This is a genomic window from Moritella sp. (assembly GCF_033791185.1).
Taxonomy (GTDB): domain Bacteria; phylum Pseudomonadota; class Gammaproteobacteria; order Enterobacterales; family Moritellaceae; genus Moritella.
Genome location: NZ_JASJHF010000068.1, coordinates 1 through 15,683, shown reverse-complemented (window position 1 = coordinate 15,683; position 15,683 = coordinate 1). Strand labels below are relative to the sequence as shown.

General features: G+C 39.2%; 14 protein-coding genes and 1 pseudogene. 9 read left to right on the top strand and 6 right to left on the bottom strand.

The genetic code is table 11. From position 1 onward, the window contains the following. From hisH to hisIE, 3 genes and pseudogenes are all read left to right on the top strand, one after another. Positions 1-347: pseudogene (gene hisH / locus QNK26_RS04140) on the top strand (imidazole glycerol phosphate synthase subunit HisH); the annotation flags it as partial. Position 348: 1 nt separating this feature from the next. Beyond that, positions 349-1,122: an imidazole glycerol phosphate synthase subunit HisF gene (gene hisF, locus QNK26_RS04135; RefSeq protein WP_319220995.1), complete on the top strand. Its 774-nt coding sequence runs from the start codon at positions 349-351 to the stop codon at positions 1,120-1,122. Beyond that, positions 1,119-1,733 (top strand): bifunctional phosphoribosyl-AMP cyclohydrolase/phosphoribosyl-ATP diphosphatase HisIE, encoded by a 615-nt coding sequence (gene hisIE, locus QNK26_RS04130; RefSeq protein WP_319220994.1) that lies wholly within the window; start codon positions 1,119-1,121, stop codon positions 1,731-1,733. Before hisF ends, hisIE begins: the two co-directional genes overlap by 4 nt. A 112-nt stretch (positions 1,734-1,845) precedes the next feature. On the opposite strand, the gene QNK26_RS04125 is transcribed toward hisIE, so the two are convergent. Next, on the bottom strand, positions 1,846-2,505 hold the full coding sequence (locus tag QNK26_RS04125; protein WP_319220993.1) for a lysophospholipid acyltransferase family protein: 660 nt from the start codon (positions 2,503-2,505) through the stop codon (positions 1,846-1,848). A 343-nt stretch (positions 2,506-2,848) separates the two neighbouring features. Here QNK26_RS04125 and QNK26_RS04120 point away from each other — a divergent pair, with 343 nt between their 5' ends. The 6 genes from QNK26_RS04120 to cydC all read left to right on the top strand — a co-directional run bounded on the left by QNK26_RS04120 (position 2,849) and on the right by cydC (position 9,927). Continuing rightward, a complete protein-coding gene (locus tag QNK26_RS04120; RefSeq protein ID WP_319220992.1) occupies positions 2,849-3,406 on the top strand; it encodes a GbsR/MarR family transcriptional regulator in 558 nt (185 codons plus the stop codon). 26 nt (positions 3,407-3,432) lie between these two features. Beyond that, positions 3,433-5,022 carry a cytochrome ubiquinol oxidase subunit I gene (locus tag QNK26_RS04115; protein ID WP_319220991.1) on the top strand — a complete coding sequence of 530 codons (1,590 nt, stop codon included), beginning with the start codon at positions 3,433-3,435 and terminating at the stop codon, positions 5,020-5,022. A gap of 11 nt (positions 5,023-5,033) precedes the next feature. Continuing rightward, entirely contained in the window at positions 5,034-6,173 is a 1,140-nt protein-coding gene (cydB, locus tag QNK26_RS04110) for a cytochrome d ubiquinol oxidase subunit II (RefSeq protein ID WP_319220990.1), read from the top strand. A 10-nt stretch (positions 6,174-6,183) separates the two neighbouring features. Beyond that, positions 6,184-6,318, top strand: a complete 135-nt coding sequence (cydX, locus tag QNK26_RS04105) for a cytochrome bd-I oxidase subunit CydX (protein ID WP_319220989.1) — start codon at positions 6,184-6,186, stop codon at positions 6,316-6,318. A 145-nt stretch (positions 6,319-6,463) separates the two neighbouring features. Then, a complete protein-coding gene (cydD, locus tag QNK26_RS04100) occupies positions 6,464-8,215 on the top strand; it encodes a thiol reductant ABC exporter subunit CydD (RefSeq protein WP_319220988.1) in 1,752 nt (583 codons plus the stop codon). After that, the gene (cydC, locus tag QNK26_RS04095; protein WP_319220987.1) at positions 8,212-9,927 is read left to right on the top strand and encodes a thiol reductant ABC exporter subunit CydC; all 1,716 of its coding nucleotides are present in this window, start codon (positions 8,212-8,214) and stop codon (positions 9,925-9,927) included. The genes cydD and cydC overlap by 4 nt, the downstream gene beginning before the upstream one ends. 96 nt (positions 9,928-10,023) lie before the next feature. Here cydC and QNK26_RS04090 read toward each other — a convergent pair whose 3' ends face one another. The 5 genes from QNK26_RS04090 to QNK26_RS04070 form a co-directional block, all read right to left on the bottom strand. Further along, a complete protein-coding gene (locus QNK26_RS04090; RefSeq protein ID WP_319220986.1) occupies positions 10,024-10,518 on the bottom strand; it encodes a DUF1499 domain-containing protein in 495 nt (164 codons plus the stop codon). Between the two features lie 133 nt (positions 10,519-10,651). Beyond that, complete coding sequence (locus tag QNK26_RS04085; RefSeq protein ID WP_319220985.1) at positions 10,652-12,955, bottom strand: polysaccharide biosynthesis tyrosine autokinase; 2,304 nt, start codon at positions 12,953-12,955, stop codon at positions 10,652-10,654. After that, the gene (locus QNK26_RS04080; protein WP_319220984.1) at positions 12,955-13,473 is read right to left on the bottom strand and encodes a polysaccharide biosynthesis/export family protein; all 519 of its coding nucleotides are present in this window, start codon (positions 13,471-13,473) and stop codon (positions 12,955-12,957) included. Before QNK26_RS04080 ends, QNK26_RS04085 begins: the two co-directional genes overlap by 1 nt. Before the next feature lie 8 nt (positions 13,474-13,481). Further along, the gene (locus tag QNK26_RS04075; protein ID WP_319220983.1) at positions 13,482-14,672 is read right to left on the bottom strand and encodes an outer membrane beta-barrel protein; all 1,191 of its coding nucleotides are present in this window, start codon (positions 14,670-14,672) and stop codon (positions 13,482-13,484) included. A gap of 59 nt (positions 14,673-14,731) precedes the next feature. Continuing rightward, positions 14,732-15,683: undecaprenyl-phosphate glucose phosphotransferase (locus tag QNK26_RS04070; RefSeq protein WP_319220982.1), on the bottom strand; the 952-nt coding region annotated here is incomplete at its 5' end.

The following is a 15,683-nucleotide window of genomic DNA, read 5'->3' as shown; positions in this document are numbered from 1 at the left end:
AGCTACTAGCCGAATTCTCAGCATAAGGCCAAGTAGCAACACTCGGTCTAATTGCAGGTAGTATTGATCCGATGCCAAGTGAAGGTGTTCGTTTACCTCACATGGGCTGGAATCAAATTCAACCACAACAAGATCATCCGTTGTTCAAGGATATTCCAACTGGCAGTTATTTCTATTTTGTACACAGTTATGCGCTCGCAGTTGGTGATGACACCATTGCGACATGTACCCACGGCGCGCCATTTACCGCAGCTGTGAATAGAGACAATTTCTACGGCGTACAATTCCACCCAGAGCGTTCAAGTAAAGCGGGTGCGCAATTAATCAAGAACTTCCTGGAGATGTAATATGTTAGCAAAACGCATAATACCTTGTTTAGATGTGAAAGATGGTAAGGTCGTTAAAGGGGTTAAATTCCGCAATCATGAATTGATTGGTGACATCGTACCATTAGCGAAGCGTTACGCAGAAGAAGGCGCAGACGAATTAGTCTTTTATGATATTACCGCCAGTGCCGATGAGCGTGTTGTTGATAAAAGCTGGGTGAGTCGTGTGGCCGAAGTCATTGATATTCCTTTTTGTGTCGCGGGTGGCATTAAAAGTGAAGAAGATGCAGCGCGAATATTAGAGTTTGGCGCAGATAAAGTATCCATTAACTCCCCTGCACTTGCAGATCCCAGCTTAATCAATCGCCTTGCAGAAAAGTTTGGCGTGCAGTGTATTGTTATTGGTATCGACAGCTATTTTGATGAAGATACCCAGGAATACAAAGTTTATCAATTCACTGGTGATGAAACGCGTACCCAGGTAACCAAGTGGACCACGTTTGAATGGATTAAAGAAGTTCAGAAACGTGGCGCGGGTGAAATTGTGTTAAACGTAATGAACCAAGATGGCGTTCGTGGCGGATATGACACAGTACAATTATCAAAAGCACGTAAAATCTGCAAAGTACCTTTAATCGCATCTGGCGGTGCGGGCGAAATGGTTCACTTCAATACTGTATTCAAAGATGCAGACGTTGATGGTGCATTAGCCGCAAGTGTATTTCACAAACAAGTCATCAATATTGGTGAATTAAAACAATATCTACGAGATCAAGATGTGGAGATCAGAGCATGATAACAAACGAACAAATTAACCAACTTGATTGGGAAAAAGTAGATGGTTTAATGCCAGCGATTATTCAAGACTCAGTATCAGGTGAAGTATTGATGCTAGGTTATATGAATGAAGAAGCATTAACGACAACACTAGAGATCGGTAAAGTTACTTTTTTCAGTCGTACTAAGCAGCGGTTATGGACTAAAGGTGAATCTTCTGAGAACTATTTACTGGTTCAAGAGATCAGCAAAGACTGTGACAATGATGCATTACTTATCACCGCAAAACCCTGTGGTCCCACTTGCCACCTTGGTACACAAAGTTGCTTCGTCACAGAGAACAAACCAGCACTTACTTTTATCGCACAGCTCGATAAAGTATTAGAAGAGCGCAAAACTGCCGACCCAGAAGAAAGCTATACTGCTAGTTTATTTGCTCGTGGCACAAAACGTTGCGCTCAAAAAGTCGGTGAAGAAGGCGTTGAAGTAGCATTAGCTGCGGTAGCGAAAGATCGTGACGAGTTGGTCAATGAAAGCTCAGATTTGCTGTATCATCTGCTGGTATTACTGCAAAAAGAAGATGTGCCACTTACAGAAGTGGTTCAATGCTTAGAGAATCGCCATAAGTAATTGAAAATTAAATGTAAAAAAAGTTAAAACGCAGCCTTGCTTCACTCCTGCGTTTTAACTGTATATTTAAACAGTGTTTTTACTATCCCCGTAAAAAGCCAACCAAATTGACTTATTTCACCGAATTCTTAAACTTAGCCAAGCAGTATTTTTCTTTAAACTTCGGTTCTACATCTTTAAACACCATATCGATTGCCGCTAAATCTTTTTCAATATCACCTGTTACCTGTATAACATCACCGATCGTTACTCGCTTATTCTTATAATCTAAACGATATAAAATGATCGGCACATTCGCTTCTAACGCAATATAATAAAAACCAGAGCGCCAAAAATCTTGATACTTTCGCGTCCCCTCTGGTGACATGGCATAGAGAAAGCGCTCTTGATCATTAAAAATATTAACGATCGTCTGCACCATATTAGTAGACTTAGCACGTTCAATTGGTACGCCACCTAAAAATTTCAAGGCATTTTTAAAAGGCCAACGAAACATTTCAGATTTAGCCGCCCACTGCACATTGACCTTATTGGCAAATCGAGCGCCAATTAATAACGGAAAATCCCAATTCGATGTGTGTGGCGCATATGCAATTACCGCTTTTTTGTATTTATGTGGAATTGGTTCGCAATACCATCCAGCGACATTAAGTACTTTATTCGCGCAGCGACTAAAAAATTCATTTTGTGAGCTATCTTTACTTAGCAAATTGCCACTGTTTTTATATTCATCAATATTTGATGCGACTGTTTCTTTCTCAACTGTCATCATTGCTCCCTTCTACATAATTTTAAACAGACGATTGATACACATAAATTATGTTTGGTTTTTAACCAAAAATATAAATATTAATCTTATGTAAATTAAATTAATTTAAAGTGTTTTATTATCTAATTAAGTTAACCTCAATCACAATCGTCACATGACACCGCTACAGAGTGTCATCAAACGGTTTTTATAACAAGTATTTGACAAATCAAACAGTTTTATAGCGTTTTGATATATATCAATGAATCTTTACACTCCTAATTTAATTTCAACCATATTTGACCTTGATCAAATACAGTTAGTGATTTAAACTTTCAGAAATTTCTGAAAGTTCGTTAGGTGGAATGTGAATATCTCGACACAAAACCAGTCGTTTGTTTATCACTTTGGTGAAATGGGCAGTCGCTGGGGCTTTAATCGTACCGTTGGGCAGATGTACGCCCTTCTTGTAATAACAGAAGAGCCAATCTGTGCAAATGATCTTGCTAGTGGTTTAAATATCTCGCGTGGCAATGTCAGTATGGGCATTAAAGAACTGCAATCATGGCAGTTGATCCAAGTAAGCCACATTCCAGGTGATCGTAAAGAATACTACAGTGCAATAGGTAGTATTTGGGATATGGCGAATACTGTATTCAAAGAACGCCGTAAACGAGAAATAGACCCGACACTTTCTTTATTGCGTGCATCTCTTCTCGAAGAACCTACAGATGCAAGTGATGAATATGCACAGAGTAAAATGCAAGAAATCCATGACCTACTTGAGATGGTTACTGAGTGGGCAGCCGAATTACAACGTCTTAATCCAGACCAACTGAGTAAATTAATGAAGTTAGGCGCTGGCGTATCCAAAATGTTGTCTGTTAAAGATCAATTATTTCCCAATAAAAAAAATTCTGATTAAAATTAGTCTAGAGGAGTATTCTAAAAATGATTAATGAAACCTTGGTAGAGTTATCCCGTTGGCAATTCGCCATCACAGCTCTATTCCACTTCCTTTTTGTACCACTCACAATCGGTATGACTTGGATCCTGTTTATCATGGAAGCGGTATACGTGATGACTGGGCGTGTTATCTACCGTGATATGACCAAATTCTGGGGTAAACTGTTTGCGATTAACTTCGCGATTGGTGTCGCGACTGGTTTAACAATGGAGTTTGAGTTCGGTACCAACTGGTCTTATTACTCTCATTATGTAGGCGATGTCTTTGGTGCTCCTCTCGCAATTGAAGGTTTGATGGCATTCTTCCTCGAATCGACTTTCGTTGGTATGTTCTTGCTCGGTTGGGATAGATTAAGTAAAAGACAACATTTAACCGCAACCTTCCTCATGGCATTAGGTACTAATCTATCTGCAATGTGGATCCTAGTTGCAAATGGCTGGATGCAAAACCCTATCGGTAGTGAATTTAACTACGCGACCATGCGTATGGAAATGGTTAGCTTCTCTGAACTGGTTTTCAACCCAGTAGCACAAGTTAAATTCATTCATACCGTTGCTGCCGGTTATGTTGCAGGCGCTATGTTTGTAATGAGTATCAGTAGTTATTATTTATTAAAAGGTCGTGATGTTGCATTCGCTAAGCGTTCTTTTTCTGTAGCCTCAGGTTTCGGTCTTGCCGCTATCTTTTGTGTATTATTGCTGGGTGATGAATCAGGTTATGAAGTTGGTGAAGTGCAGCGTGTTAAACTTGCTGCAATTGAAGCCGAGTTCCATACTGAACCAGCACCAGCGGCGTTTACTTTAGTTGGTTTGCCAAATGAAGAAACGATGGAAACCGATTACGCTGTAAAAATTCCTTATGCACTCGGTCTTATTGCAACGCGTTCTTTAGATGGTCAAGTTACTGGTATCAGTGATTTGAAAAAAGAACATGAAGTGCGTATTCGTGAAGGTATGATTGCTTACGATTACCTACAAAAACTGCGCGATGGTGAAGAAACACCTGAAAACATCGCTAGTTTCAACGAGGTTAAAGACGACTTGGGTTACGGTTTATTATTAAAACGTTATACCAATGATGTTATTAATGCGACGGAAGAACAAATCCAGATGGCGGTTGATGATTCGATCCCACCTGTAGCCCCTATTTTTTGGGCATTCCGCATCATGGTTGGCTGTGGCATCGTCATGTTAGGCCTGTTTGTTTTAGCCTTCTACTTTAATGCTCGTCGTCAAATCCAAGATAAACGCTGGTTACTTAAAGCAATCTTATTTGCACTGCCGCTGCCTTGGATCGCAATTGAAACTGGCTGGTTTGTTGCTGAAGTAGGTCGTCAACCTTGGGCTATTAGTGAGATTTTGCCTACCTTTATGGCAACGTCGAACCATGAAGCAAGCTCAGTTGCCATGACGATGATTGCGTTCATCCTTGTTTATATCGTTATGTTCATTATTGAAATGTGGTTAATGATTAAATTTGCCAAGATCGGTCCAAGCTCGCTACATACTGGTCGTTACCATTTTGAGCAAGAAGACCAGCAAACATCTCCACAATTACGTCAAGACAAATACTAAGGGCTTAGATTATGTTTGATTATGAAAGCTTAAAACTTATCTGGTGGTTGATCATCGGTATATTGCTTATCGGTTTTACTGTTACCGATGGCATGGACATGGGCGTGGGTAGCTTACTACCCTTCGTGGCAAAAGATGATACCGAGCGTCGTGTAGTTATTAATACCATCGCAGCACACTGGGATGGTAACCAAGTATGGTTAATTACTGCTGGCGCATCATTATTTGCTGCTTGGCCAATGGTTTATGGTACTGCGTTTAGTGGTTTCTACTTTGCCATGATGCTAACGTTGTTCTGCTTATTCTTGCGACCACTTGGTTTTGATTACCGCAGTAAAATTGATTCAGCAAAATGGCGTTACAACTGGGATAAAGCATTATTTGTTGGCAGCATAGTACCACCACTAGTGTTTGGTATTGCATTTGGTAATTTGTTACAAGGCATTCCGTTTAACTTTGACGAGTTAATGCGTGTTTCGACCACTGGTTCATTTTTCGCGCTATTTAACCCATTCTCATTATTGAGTGGTGTGGTGAGTGTTTCAATGGTACTGATGCATGGTGGCACTTGGTTAAGCATGCGCACCGATGAGCATGTTGCGGCACGTTCTGCAAAAGCAGCACAAATATTTGCAGCTGTGCTTGTTGTTAGTTTTGCCCTTGCCGGTGTAATGATTGCCACAACGATTGACGGTTATGTGATTCAAAGTGCGATTGATACTCAAGGTTATGCTCAACCAACCAATAAAGTCGTTACGGTAGTATCGGGGGCATGGTTAAATAACTTTAACAGTATGCCAATACTTTGGTTGTTACCTGCAACAGGTTTCGTGATGGCAATTGTAGCTGGTCTACTTGCTCGCTTTAAGCCTGGTGGTTTAGCATTTATGGCCAGTGCGTTATCAATTGCCGGTGTTATTCTAACGATGGGTGTTTCTATGTTCCCATTTATCATGCCATCAAGCAGCACGCCGAATCACAGCTTAACAGTTTGGGATGCGGTATCGAGTGAAGGCACCCTTAACTTAATGCTGATCGTGGTAGCGATATTCTTACCTATTATTCTTTGTTATACGATTTGGTGTTATAGCAAAATGTGGAGAACGGTGACTCGTTCTGAAATTGAAGAAAACACCCACTCAGCATATTAAGGAGTAAACCATGTGGTATTTCAGTTGGATCCTAGGTGTTTTGCTAGCAGTTTCTCTCGGCATCATTAATGTAATGTGGTACGAAATGGAACAGCACACGGATAACGTGGCAAAAGATCAAGATGATCAAAGTAATGAAAAATAACTTAGCATCGCTTAAGTTATAGAAAGTAAGGATTACGCTTTGCGCCCAAGGATGGGCGTCTGTTTTGAAATCTCCAATTCCAGGTTTTATTCTTTCACTATTGTTTCAATAATGTTTCAATATTCCTTCAATTTCAGGCTTACCAATGACAGAATCAGTAAATACAGATTACACTCAGAAAGAACGCTTAACTTGGCTCAAAAGCCAACGTACTAATGCCCAAGGTAAATTAAGTAAAGCAATTGCATTAGGATCAATCAATGGTATTTTGATGATAGTACAAATGGCATTGTTAGCCGGTATCATCAACGAAATCATATTCTCAAACAAAGCACTTGCAGAAATAACACCATTATTACTTGGCTTAATTGCTATTGTCCTTATCCGCACATTATTCGGTTATATAAGTGAGCGCTATAGCCGCCATGCCGCCATGCTCATTAAAGTGTCAATTAGACAACAATTATTACAACACTTATTTGCGATGGGCCCAGCTAAAACACAAACTATTGGTAGCGCTAAAATCGCGCAGTTACTCCATCAAGGTGTTGATTCACTAGAAGATTACTTCTCCGGTTATTTACCTATCGTCGCTTATTGCTCTGTGATCCCAAGTGCAGTGCTATTTGCGGTATTTCCGATGGATTGGCGCTCAGGTTTAGTATTAATGCTGACAGCGCCTATGGTGCCGATGTTTATGATCATCATTGGTCACAAAGCCCACGATTTGAATCAAAAACACTGGACTAAATTATTAAGAATGAGCAGCCATTTCCTTGATATTATTCAAGGTTTGACTCAATTAAAAATATTTAATGCATCGCGTCAAGAAATGGAAGCCGTAAAAACAATTAGTGAAGACTACGGTAATCAAACCATGGGCATTCTAAAAGTCGCATTCCTATCTTCATTTATGTTGGAATTTTTAGCCTCTATCGCGATTGCACTGGTTGCAGTGATCCTTGGCTTTAGACTTTACTATGGCGGTGTCGATTATTTATTAGCACTTTGGGTATTGCTGCTCGCACCTGAATTTTACCTTCCTTTTCGACAATTAGGCGCGCAGTATCATGCCAAAATGGCAGGCGTAACCGCGGCACAAGATATGTTAGCAATCTTAAATACTCCAATCAAAACGGTTCAACAAGATAGCCAATTCAAAGCCCCCTTTAACATTGAATTGAACGACATCAACTTCACCTACCCTAGCCGAAAAAACACGCTGAATGACATTAATTTAACCCTCGATAATCACGGTTTATATGCACTGATTGGTGAAAGCGGTGCAGGTAAATCAACCCTCATTGATACTATACTCGGCTTTGTAACGCCAGATAGCGGCGAAATGACGATAAACGGAATTAAGCACAGCCCTGAAGTACGCGATGCTTGGTTAAACAACTGTGGTTGGATAGCACAACAAGGTCACGTATTTTTCGGCAGTCTTGGATTCAATATCGCGTTGACAGAAGAATATGATGAAACCAAAATTCAGCAAGTATTAGCAAAGGTGGGACTATTTGATTTCGTTGCTCAACTAAAAGATGGCTTAACAACACACGTTGGTGAAGGCGGCGTTGGCATTTCGGGTGGTCAATCACAACGACTCGCACTAGCTCGTGCTTTTTACCATCAGCCAGATGTATTAATTCTTGATGAACCAAGCAGCCATTTAGACAAAGACACTGAACAAATTGTCAGTGATGCGATAGCCGAATATGCCCAAGCTCACTTGGTTATTGTGATTGCCCATCGTCTACACACAGTTATCGATGCAAAACAAATTATCGTATTAGAACAAGGCCGTATTATCGAACAAGGTACGCATGCTGAGTTACTCAGACTTAATGGCAGTTATGCCGAGACCATTAATGTTGATAAGGAGGTTAACGCATGAACCCTTTAGTTAGATTATTGAAACTGCTTAAACCGCAATTACCTATGATGTTACTTGGTACATTTTTATCCATCATAACTGTATTGGCAAATATTGGATTATTGGCTGTTTCAGGCTGGTTTATTACCATCATGGCAATGGCGGGACTGGCAGGTGTCACTGCAAACTACTTCACCCCCGCTGCAATTATTCGATTTTTGGCTATCGTCCGTACAGCCGGTCGCTACGCAGAACGCTTGTTAACACACAGAGCAACATTCAATACTCTCGCAGCATTACGTTACTATTTTTACACACGATTAGAACCCTTGCTACCCTACTACCGTGTTAATTTCAAATCCGCGGATATTCTTGCTCGATTACAGCAAGATATTGATGAGCTTGATAATTTTTATTTAAGAGTATTGCTACCTTTCTTGCTTGCCGTTTGTAGTATTCCCATTGTAGGCTGGGGCGTGAGCTTAATCTCCATTGAGCTTGCGCTTGTTATTGTTGCAGCGCTAATTGTTGTAGGCTTTGTTTTACCACTCTTCATCTTAGTGCTGAGTAAAAAACGTGCTCAGCAACAAGCTAGATTATCAAGTCAATTAAAAGTTGAGTTAGTTGACGGTATGACATCAATCCGTGAATTACTTGTGTACCAAATTTCACAACAATACCAGCTATCAATTAGCCGTTTATCAAAAGCTTACCATCAAGCTGAATTACAACTACACCGCTTACATGCGCTTGCGACAGCACTAACCTTTTTAACCATTAATATTACCGTATTCGCTAGTTTTTACATCCTCGTACCGCTAGTTCAGGCCGGTGATTTAAAACCTGAATTTGTTGCAAGTTCTGCATTGCTTATCTTAGTTTGTTTTGAAACAGTGATTAATATGCCGCTTGCTTGTCAGATACTGCCTAAAGTACACGACAGTGCTGCAAGGCTGTTTGAAATTATTGATAAACCTATCCCTGAAATGGGTGGTGAAGAAACGGTGTCAGCAGGTCCAGTTCAATTCGACGACGTAAACTTTACCTACCCAGATGGGGAAAGTAACGCATTAAGTAATATAAACTTAACCATTGGTTGCGGAGAGAAAGTTGCGATTATTGGCGCGAGTGGCGCCGGTAAATCAACATTGGTTAATCTATTAATGGGTTTTTGGCCAACAGCTGGTATTACGATTAATAAAGTCGATTTGAATTCGCTAAATACAGAATCATTACGTGCACACATTACCTTGATGAGCCAAAGTAGTCACCTATTCCATGCCACCATTGGTGACAACCTTCGATTAGCAAATCAAAATGTGACAGAAGAGCAAATGCGAGAAGTATGCTCGACAGTTGGTTTGCTCGACTTTATTGACGGGCTTGAGCACGGTTTTAGTACTTGGTTAGGTGAAACAGGCTCTGGTTTATCAGGAGGTCAAAAGCAACGCTTAAGCTTGGCTCAGGCACTATTACGTAATGCGGCAGTACTAACGTTAGATGAACCAACAAAAGGACTGGATAGACGTAGTGAAAAAACCATCATTGCTAATCTGCTTAATAAGCTAGAACAATCGAAACAAAGCTTAATCTTGATAACCCATAAACCGTTAATGCTGCAAAACATGGATAAGATCATCGTTATGGATAAAGGACGTATCATTGCACAAGGCGACCACAATACCTTAATGGAGACGAACGATTACTATCGTAAATTGCTTAATTATTTCTAAACACGTTTAGTGGTTAATGGCTGTATGAAACTGACAATGGGTAATGTAACAAATGCATTACCCATCGACATTATCGTTCTTAAATATCAACGGCCATTAATTCTTACTCAGCGGTTTCGCAGCTTCAGTTACTAAGCCTTTAGCGTTTAACTCTTTATATAAATCATCAACACGTTGTTTATTTACACCAAAATCAGATTTACCTAACCTAGACGCAGACCTAACCGCGATTATTCCATCTTGTTGACGCAGGTGAAGCTCGAAATCATCAACGAATCGCATGAAGGTACTCGTACTTTCCAGATACAGGTAGTTAGAGGTTTCAGTGATAATCTCCATATTATGTTGTGCCTGCAGATATAACTTCACTTCCTGCCAAACCACATTGCTCGGCGCTTCTAATTTAAATGCAGGGGTATAATGACTGTCGTCTAAGCTATCACTCGATACACAATTTGGTGATTCAGGACAAGCAGATAACGTCGATTTAACGATACCCAGATTGTCAGGACGAGAACCTGAACAAGCCATAATTAGCACACTGCAGGTTAATACCAATGTCGAACGGCTAAGTATACGTAATGAAAACATATTGTTCCTTAATTAACAAACTTCCTTTTCATAATGTAATCATAAATTGAATAAACAGCAAACACTCATTGCTAATCACAATCCTAATAAGAAGCACCTGCTGTAAATATGATAACGCGACTCGTGCCGTTACTTATGATTTCACTGGTTTATCAGCATATTCATCATCGCTATAATAACCATAGTAATAGTCAGAATCAGCAACGCCATCAGTATTAACGTGGTTCATAACAATACCGACCAAATTAGCATCGACTTTAGCAAGGCGACGGATGCCATTTTGAACCAGTCTCACACGTGTAGCTTCGCTTTTAATGACATATATAATAGCGTCAGTATGTAAAGAAATAATCAATGAATCACTCACAGCCTGGATCGGTGGTGTATCAATAATGATGCGCTCATAAGACTGCCTTAAACTTTCCAGTAATTGTTTAAATCGTTTCGACGACAACAACTCTTGGGCATTTTTTGGGGTTGGACCGCACGTCATCACATGGACACCCGATAACTTATCGATGGTAATACAGTCAGATAAATTAGCCTCTCCGGTTATCACTTGTGCAAGCCCAGGTTTATCTTTGGAAATATTAAAGTTCTTTGCCAAACTTGGTTTACGCATATCGGCATCTATCAAGATTGTTTTTTCAATCTGTGATAAAGAGAATGCAATGTTTGTCGCAGTCGTTGACTTACCTTCATTGGGTTGAGATGAAATAACCCCAATCACCTGGTTGACGCGCTGACCTTGGGCTAATAAAAAACTGGTTCGTAGCGTTCGCACTGATTCAGAAAATTGACGACCATCGTCATTAAAGAAATAGTGTAGATCTAAATCTTTATTTCGTTTTCTTGCAACCTTAGGTAATACCCCTAACACAGGTAATCCAAGTTTAGTCTCAATATCACCAACGGAATTAAAATTGTCAGTAAAATATTCTTTAATGAGCAAATAGGATATGTGTAAGATTATCGTTAATACAAAAGCAATAATGACGAGTATTTTGGTACTTAAAGTTATCGATTTATTAGGTGCTTGCGCTCTATCGGTAAAGCGTGCGACAGCAGCATTGAAGTCACTGGTTAACGCCGTTTCTTTAGAACGTTCTAGAAAAGTATTATAAAGTTTGCGATTACTTTCGACATCACGAACTAGTTTCTGATACTCATTATCTTTGCCAATAACATCCTGAAATTGAACCTGTATTTTACTGTATTGCCTTTCTAACGCAGTAACATTATTCTGCTTGGTTTTGAGCTCTCTGTCTAAACCTGTAACAAGCTTAGATATCTGTATTGTAAGATGCTTGTTTACTGTATATAACTCAGATTTAGCGGCAATAAGATCTGGATGTTTACGTCCATAAATTTGTGATAATTCAGATACTTTCAATTTTGCTTTGACCTTAAGATTCTTGATATTTTGAATCACTGGATGCGACGTTATTTCTGGTATTGATTCCAATTTTTCAATGTTCTTAATGCCATAATCATTGACTGCTCGAACAATACTACGCAATTGATTTACTTCATTTTTTGCTTCAACTAATTGATATGAAGTTTGTTCAAGTTCATTACTGACTAACCCCGTTAACCCTCTCCCACTTCGATCTTGCAAATCAATAATATTTTGATCTTTACGATATTTCTGTAACAGGGTTTCTGACTCATCGAGGCTTTTGCGTAAACCTTCAAGTCTTTTCGTTAACCAATGTGCCGCATTTTGATTGATGGATGATTTAAATTCTAGATCTTGTGCGATATACGCCTCACCAACAGCATTCGCGATCATTGCTGCAAGCGCTGGGTCTTCACTATCAAATGACAGTTTAACAAGCTGGGTTTTTCTGATGGGGGTAACAATCAGGCTCTTAGAAAATTGTCTTAATCGTGCTATTTTTTCTTTTTCTTTTTCTAACGTCTGAATATTCCCATCACTACCAGAGGGTTGTGAACCGTTAATATAGCCAGCTCCAATGTTTTCTGTAAACTCACCATCAATATTTTCATTATCAACAAAGTATTGAAATAAAGGGGCTATCTCAGGTAGATACCCAACTAACCATTCTTTTAATCCCTCACGTTTCTGGAAGGACGGCTGTTGTGCAAGATTCAAACGCTCGAAGACTGTTTCAGCAATCGAGTTGGATTTTAAAATTTCGAACTGAGTAAGGTAATACTCTTTTCTATTTGAATCGAGTCCTTGAACTGAATCAAATGCGACAGCTTTTGCTTGATCAGCTTCGATCAGTAATGTTGCAGATGCACGATATATTAGCGATCTGTTTGCTAAATACAATCCTGCACAAATTGAAACGAAAACAGCTAAAATAAGGATACGCCATTTATAGCGCTGGATTACATGCCAGTGCGCAGATGGCAGCACAATTTCATTACTGCCAGACGCTTGATTGAGACTCTGTTCAAGTTTGTCCATTAGAAAAACCTTTGTTTAATCAGAATAGTATCACCAGCATTAACTTTGTAGGTTAAGCTTGCATTAATTTGTGATTTTTTGTTTTTTTCTTTAAATAAATATATTTTCTCTTTAGAAGCTCGTTCCGTTAAGCCCCCAGCCAAGGCGATGGCTTGATTAACAGTAAGCCCTGGTTGGTAAGGGTAGCCCCCTGGCAGTTTAACTTCACCATGAATGTAAAAAGGGCGGTATTCTACGACATGAACATATACGTTTGGGTTGACAAGATAATCACCTTTCAAACCTTTATAAATCAATTTTTCAACTTGTTTAACGGTTAAACCTGTTACTTTTATCTCACCAAAAAAAGGATAGTTTATTTGCCCACTGTTACTAAGTAGAGTTTCAACAGTAAGATCTGTTTGTCCAAACACTTTTATTTCAACTTTGTCTCCAGGGCCCAGAATATAAGATCCTTTTGCAATTGCAGGTATTTGAATTAAAACTAATAGCAAACCAATAATTATATTTTTCATCATATAACCCTTTAAAGTGTCAATATAAAACTAGTACCGACAACATTTTTATCATATTCAAATTGTGTATTTGTTGAAGTATTACTATCCCATATACCAAATAGAGATACCGCAACATTTTCGGTAATATCATAACCAAATTTAAGTTTAAAACCCAAAGTATCGTCGACTCTAGAGGTCCCACTATAGTCATCTTTATATTTATAAACGCCTACTGATGAATAGAAATATGACATCCAATTATGCTTCCAATCGAGCTTGTATTTAGTGTCAAGAATATAATCACCAACTAGATCGGGATCTTTAGTTGTTTGAGACGTTGAGAATGTTAATTTGGAATAACTAAGTGGACGCCATACCCCACCAATATTCCAGCTAAAACCAGTAAAATCTTCGCGTCCAGTATCTTCAAATTCTTTTGCTTGCACACCGAGTTTAATAAAACCGTGGACGATAGGCGATGCTTTCCACTGCATTCCCACGAAACCTGTGTATACATCAGAATCACGTTTAAATTCACCGGGTTGATTGTAATCATAGCCAATCGTTTCCGCGCTGACCTCAATAAATGCATCAGTATGTGCTCGAGTTGAATAATAAAATGTAGAGCCTAATAATAGTGAATCGTAATTACTTCTATCTGTGATGGAAGCGAAATTACTATACTCTTTTTCATAATATTTCACCTCAACAGCAATCCGCCCCTTGGTTTGCATGGCCCCATATTCGTATGCGCCTGAGAGTGTATTCTTACCATATCTAATTGGTTCTTCTGTCAGCTCGAAGTTTTGTTCCGTTATACCCGTCCCTCTCTTTTCCGTTAGCCATTCACCTTTCAAGCTAAAATCAAAACGATGAGTATCATTCGGCTCTATATGTGCGTTTAACCCTAAAAGAGCATCCGTATAATTATCGACACTACCCGCTTCGTACATACCTTTTTCAGCTTTTGCATCAAGACTGTAGTAATTAATACCTTCATCAATTTTTAGATTGATGGTCGGTATGATTGTCGTAATGAGGCTACTGCTAGTACCACTTTCTTGATTGTAAATATTATCATCGTTTTCAATGCCCATTTCTAAAGAGGGTTTTACAAATACCCCTCCATCAGTAATATAGACATCTTGTGTATAAGCGAGCACACCGTCACTTATTAACGCTAAACTAATCCAATAGACGCCGATTTTTAATTGTTTCATTCTAAACTACCCCATCGACTTATTAACCGGGTTTTTATCATGACTGACATCCCAAATTACTAATAAGTATTATCATTTTTTAAACAGGTCAGTACGGTTAAAAACAGGATTTTAAAATCAAACCAAATCGACCATTGCAAAATATAATAAAGATCAAATTCAACACGTTTTTGCATTTTATCTAATGTGTCAGTCTCCCCTCGCCAACCACTCACTTGCGCCCAACCCGTAATACCGGGTTTAACATGGTGTCGTAACATATAAAACTGAATGAGTTTACGATACTCTTCGTTATGCGATATCGCATGAGGACGGGGACCAACAACCGACATATCCCCCATTAATACGTTAAAAAATTGCGGGAGTTCGTCAAGAGAACTGCGACGTAGGAAGCCACCAAAAGGAGTGACCCGTTTATCACCTCTTGTAGCCTGCGTTACTTTTCCATCAGACTCCATCACCGTCATGCTTCGAAATTTATATACAGATATTTTTTCACCACGTAGTCCGTACCTACTTTGTTTAAACAATATAGGACCTGGCGATGTCAACTTTAACGTTAACGCGATTAGAATATATACAGGAGAAAGTAGCAATATCGCAGCGAGGCTAACAACAATATCTTCAAATCGTTTCAGCCAAATTTTAGCCCCTAAGTAAGGTGAGCCAAAAATACTCAGCGCATCCACTTTACCAATATGGGTAACACGCCCATGCATGACATCTGATAACATAAATGCTGGTACAATATAAACATCAACAGTTGTATCAGATAGTAAATTGATAATCTCTGCAATTCGTTTCTCAGCTGAGATAGGTAATGCTATAAATAATATATCAATTTCACCATTTTTAGCGTCTGAAATAGCTTTCGAAATATCACTTATAACAGTTAAGTCATTGTGTAAACGTTCTTTATTTCTGTCGTCAAAAAAACCAACGAAATCAAAGCCTAACTCCCCACAATGACTAATCTCCTGATATAAATTAGCGCCCGTTGATGTGGCACCC

Bases quoted from the DNA above. Each gene is read 5' to 3' on its own strand.
- hisF (WP_319220995.1), top strand. From the start codon at position 349: ATGTTAGCAAAACGCATAATACCTTGTTTAGATGTGAAAGATGGTAAG.
- hisIE (WP_319220994.1), top strand. From the start codon at position 1,119: ATGATAACAAACGAACAAATTAACCAACTTGATTGGGAAAAAGTAGAT.
- QNK26_RS04125 (WP_319220993.1), bottom strand. From the start codon at position 2,505: ATGATGACAGTTGAGAAAGAAACAGTCGCATCAAATATTGATGAATAT.
- QNK26_RS04115 (WP_319220991.1), top strand. From the start codon at position 3,433: ATGATTAATGAAACCTTGGTAGAGTTATCCCGTTGGCAATTCGCCATC.
- cydB (WP_319220990.1), top strand. From the start codon at position 5,034: ATGTTTGATTATGAAAGCTTAAAACTTATCTGGTGGTTGATCATCGGT.
- cydX (WP_319220989.1), top strand. From the start codon at position 6,184: ATGTGGTATTTCAGTTGGATCCTAGGTGTTTTGCTAGCAGTTTCTCTC.
- cydD (WP_319220988.1), top strand. From the start codon at position 6,464: ATGACAGAATCAGTAAATACAGATTACACTCAGAAAGAACGCTTAACT.
- cydC (WP_319220987.1), top strand. From the start codon at position 8,212: ATGAACCCTTTAGTTAGATTATTGAAACTGCTTAAACCGCAATTACCT.
- QNK26_RS04090 (WP_319220986.1), bottom strand. From the start codon at position 10,518: ATGTTTTCATTACGTATACTTAGCCGTTCGACATTGGTATTAACCTGC.
- QNK26_RS04085 (WP_319220985.1), bottom strand. From the start codon at position 12,955: ATGGACAAACTTGAACAGAGTCTCAATCAAGCGTCTGGCAGTAATGAA.
- QNK26_RS04080 (WP_319220984.1), bottom strand. From the start codon at position 13,473: ATGATGAAAAATATAATTATTGGTTTGCTATTAGTTTTAATTCAAATA.
- QNK26_RS04075 (WP_319220983.1), bottom strand. From the start codon at position 14,672: ATGAAACAATTAAAAATCGGCGTCTATTGGATTAGTTTAGCGTTAATA.